This is a genomic window from Kitasatospora sp. NPDC093558 (assembly GCF_040683475.1).
In the GTDB taxonomy this organism is placed as follows: domain Bacteria; phylum Actinomycetota; class Actinomycetes; order Streptomycetales; family Streptomycetaceae; genus Kitasatospora.
In genome coordinates this window covers 1-1,666 of the sequence record NZ_JBFBDY010001038.1, presented here as the reverse complement: position 1 = coordinate 1,666, position 1,666 = coordinate 1, and the positions used below count along the sequence as shown (strand labels likewise).

Here is a 1,666-nt window from a genome sequence, read left to right as displayed (position 1 = left end):
GCCGCCCGGACGCGGGGTCGGGCGTGCTCGGGCCGACCGCCCGCAGCGCCGCGGCCATCCGCACCCGGGCGCACTCGTTCCCGCCGTTCGCGGAGCCCACCCGGTCGTAGAGGTAGCCGAGGTAGTACGGCCGGCCGATCACGGCCTGGGCCTCCTCGGCGGCCTCCCGGGCGAGCGCGGAGGCCGGGTCGCCGGCGTCCTCCGGTTCGAGCGAGCCGCCGGGCAGCGAGCAGATGCCGTCCCGGGGGTTGACCAGGGTCAGCACCCGGCCGTCGGGGGCGAACAGCCACCCCCACGACTGCTTCACCGGCAGCCCCTCGGGCACCTGCTCGCCCGGCCGCCACGGCCAGCCCGCGGAGGGACGCCGGCGCACCCTGCCGAGCAGCTCGGCGATCTCCGCGCTGTACTCGATCCGGCTCATGCGTCCCCCCTTCGGTGTCGGGCTCGGCCGGGACCGACGGGGCGCGGGGCGGACCTGCGGAGCGCGGTACGGGGCGGAGCGGCGGGAGCGGCGGCGTGGGGTGCAGCACGCTCCTGCTGTTGATCTTTCCCGAAATCTTCCCCGAACAGGCGGTCGATGAACAGTCCCCAGCGCCGCTTGGTGGACGCGGAAGCCGAAAATCCCAGGTCAGGCCAGCGGCCCACCTCCGCCCTCGGCCCCGTCGGCCGGACCGTCGTCGACCGGGCCGTCACCGGCCGAACCTTCACCGGCCGAACCGTCACCGGCCGAACCGTCGCCCGGCGAGCCGCCGCCCCACGAGCCGTCGCGAGCGGGACGCGCTCCGGGCGACCCGCCCCCGTACGACCCTTCCGCCCGCCCGGTCCGGCCCGGGAACTGCGGCAAGGGGAATCCGGGCCTCGGACGCACCCCGGGCGGGAAGGGCACGCCCCGCCCGATCGTGTCGGCCAGCTCGTCGAACACCTCGTGCGCGCTCATCGGCCGCAGGCGTCCGCGCACCAGCGCCCAGCCCCGCACCGGCGGCCCCTCGGGCCCGACGTCGCCGTGCAGCAGCAGCGCGCCGTCGCCACCGGCGGCGACGCCCGCCGCCAGCGTCACGCAGAACGCCTCGGTGTCCCGGTCTCCAGGGAAGAGCGTGCCCGCCTCGACGCACAGCCCGGCCGCCGCGGTGAGCTGCTCGCCGTCCTCCGGGCCGTGGAAGCGCAGCGTCAGGAGGTGGAGCCCCTCCCCAGCGCCCTCGGCCAGCGCCACGTACACCGTCGTGACGTACTCCATCACCGCCGTCAGGCGCAGCTGCCCGGCGTGGTCGTCGCCGACGGCCTCCAGGAGGACGGCGCAGGCGAAGGACATCCGCACCCTGGCCCGGTGGTCCTCCAGCAGCAGCGGGACGAGCTCGGCCAACGGCTCCCCCGCGTAGACGAAGGGTTCTCCGGCCAGCTCGGGGTCGCCCGCGTAGGCGACCCGGGCGGCGGGCGTGGCCGGATCGAGGCCGAAGGCGTCGCAGTAGTCCGCGTAGTCCTCGGCCTCCATGACGCGCAGGTGCACCTCCACCCCCTGACCGCGCAGCGTTCTCAGCAGGTCCTGCGTCAGCCGCAGGTACTCCCGGTGCCCGAGCCCGCCGAACAGGCCGTACCCGGCCAGCCCGGCGAAGTCGGCGGCTCCGACCGCGACCGCCAGGGCCACGGGCACCGCAGGCGGCGCACCGCG

The 1,666-nt window shown here is 76.4% G+C and carries 1 protein-coding gene and 1 pseudogene; both read right to left on the bottom strand.

Translation table 11 applies throughout. The annotated features are described in order from the left end of the window. Positions 1-421: pseudogene (locus AB0O00_RS38230) on the bottom strand (hypothetical protein); the annotation flags it as partial. A gap of 207 nt (positions 422-628) precedes the next feature. Continuing rightward, positions 629-1,666: hypothetical protein (locus AB0O00_RS38225; protein ID WP_363659293.1), on the bottom strand; the 1,038-nt coding region annotated here is incomplete at its 5' end.